A 1,848-nucleotide genomic window follows, 5' to 3' on the forward strand; every position below is an offset into this window, starting at 1 on the left:
CGTCACCAGAAAGGGTAAAGGTGGACGACTTTTACGCCGCCCGCAGCGGGCTCATCCCGCCGCTACCGTGGCCGACTTTCTCACCGCCGTTCTCATGCGTCACCTCTTCCGGCGACACGCCGGCGGCGGCCATCGCCTCGGGCAGACGCCCGGCGGAGGCCATGAAGCTCGGCCCCGAGCCGGCGTCGAACAGCACCAAGTCGCCGCCCCTGCGCAGCAGCGTGAGATTGCACGGCGGCTCCAACCCACCGGCCCTGGCCCCGGCGGCGGCGATGATCTTGTCGACCGCCTCGCGCTCCAGCTCACCGTAGATGAAACTTTCGGGCAGCGTCAGGTGGCCGTCGCTCAGCGTCGTCACCGTGGCGTCACCCAACGTCGCCTCGGTCGCGGCCCAGAGCCGGCCGCCCAGGGCCAGCCACGTGCCGCCGGCGGCGGCCCCGGTCATCAGCGTGCGGCGTGAAATCATCTGTTTCCCTCCCGTTGCGGTCAGAGCATTATTTTCATTCGAATGACCGAATGTCACGGACTTCATAGGGGGATACGGTGCGCGAACGGGCGTCCGGGGCACCCGAAAGTGACATCGATCAAGGCGCGGGCCGTGCCGCGGACGTAAACGGCGGATCGAAAGGATCGTTCATGGACATCATCAGCCTTGCCGAACGCCTCGGCGACCCGGGGCTCGCCGCGATGGCCGGCCTCGTCACCGGCATCGTCTTCGGCCTCTCGGCCGAGCAGAGCCGGTTCTGCCTGCGCGCCGCGGCCGTCGAGGTCGCGCGGGGACAACTGGGGCCACGGCTGTCGGTCTGGCTGCTGACCTTCTCGACGGCGCTCCTCTGGACGCAGGCGATGGACCGCTTCGGCGTGATCGACCTGGGCACGAGCCGGTGGCTCGCGTCGCCGGGCACGGTCTCGGGTGCCATTCTGGGCGGCCTGATCTTCGGCGTCGGCATGATCCTGGCCCGCGGCTGCCCCGGGCGTCTCCTCGTCCTCGGCGCCACGGGCAACCTCCGCGCCATCCTGTCGGGCCTCGTCTTCGCGGTGATCGGCCAGATGACGTTGCACGGCGCGCTGTCACCACTGCGGCAGGCGATTTCCGGCGGATGGGTCACGGCGGGCCCAACCCCGAGCCTGCTCGCCGAAATGCGGATGCCGGATGGCGGCGGCCTCGCGTTGGCGGCGCTTTTCGCGCTTGGCGCGCTCGTGATCGCGGCCCGCAACCGCGTGGCGCCGCTGACGCTCGTCTTCGGCTCCGGTGTCGGCTTCGCCGTCGCGGTGGGCTGGGTGCTGAGTTACACGCTCTCCCGGATCAGCTTCGACCCGGTCCCCGTCGGCAGCCTCACCTTTTCAGGACCCTCGGCGGACACCCTGATGTTCGTTCTCTCCGACAGCCCCGTGCTGGATTTCGACGTCGGTCTCGTCCCCGGCGTCGCTCTCGCCGCCTTCGCCTCGGCGTGGCTCTCGGGGCGGCTGAAGTGGCAGGGCTGGCATAGCGCAGAGGCGATGCGGCGGTACCTTCTCGGCGCCGGGCTCATGGCCTTCGGAGCGATGACGGCGGGCGGCTGCACCATCGGCGCCGGCGTGACCGGAGCCTCGACCTTCGCAGTGACGGCCTGGCTGGCGCTGACGTCGATGTGGATCGCGGCGATGGTGACGGACCGAGTCTTCGACAACCGCAGGCAGGCCCCGGCCGGCCTTGCAAGCGCCGCCAGTTTCGGGGACTGACGTCGGGCTTGGGGCGACACATGACAGAGCGTCAGAGCGGGATCGGCCGGTCCTCGAGGATCGCCTCCATGGCGAAGTAGGACGTGACTGCGTCAAGCTCAATCTTGCCGATCAGCTGCTGGTACA

2 protein-coding genes and 1 pseudogene are annotated in these 1,848 nt (G+C 69.3%); 1 reads left to right on the forward strand and 2 read right to left on the reverse strand.

Going from position 1 to position 1,848, the window contains the following annotated elements; genetic code table 11:
• Positions 1 to 31 precede the first annotated feature (31 nt).
• The gene (locus BM162_RS22140; protein ID WP_093426018.1) at positions 32 to 466 is read right to left on the reverse strand and encodes an MBL fold metallo-hydrolase; all 435 of its coding nucleotides are present in this window, start codon (positions 464 to 466) and stop codon (positions 32 to 34) included.
• A gap of 170 nt (positions 467 to 636) precedes the next feature.
• On the opposite strand from BM162_RS22140, the gene BM162_RS22145 reads away from it, so the two are divergent.
• Positions 637 to 1,722 (forward strand): YeeE/YedE family protein, encoded by a 1,086-nt coding sequence (locus tag BM162_RS22145; protein ID WP_093426020.1) that lies wholly within the window; start codon positions 637 to 639, stop codon positions 1,720 to 1,722.
• Between the two features lie 31 nt (positions 1,723 to 1,753).
• On the opposite strand, the pseudogene BM162_RS23430 reads toward BM162_RS22145, so the two are convergent.
• Positions 1,754 to 1,848: pseudogene (locus tag BM162_RS23430) on the reverse strand (transcriptional regulator); the annotation flags it as partial.

Origin of the sequence: Tranquillimonas alkanivorans (assembly GCF_900115595.1) — a bacterium.
Lineage (GTDB): Bacteria > Pseudomonadota > Alphaproteobacteria > Rhodobacterales > Rhodobacteraceae > Tranquillimonas > Tranquillimonas alkanivorans.

What these genes read in the sequence shown, in the direction of transcription:
- BM162_RS22145 (WP_093426020.1), top strand. Translation starts at nt 637, where the DNA reads ATGGACATCATCAGCCTTGCCGAACGCCTCGGCGACCCGGGGCTCGCC.
- BM162_RS22140 (WP_093426018.1), bottom strand. Translation starts at nt 466, where the DNA reads ATGATTTCACGCCGCACGCTGATGACCGGGGCCGCCGCCGGCGGCACG.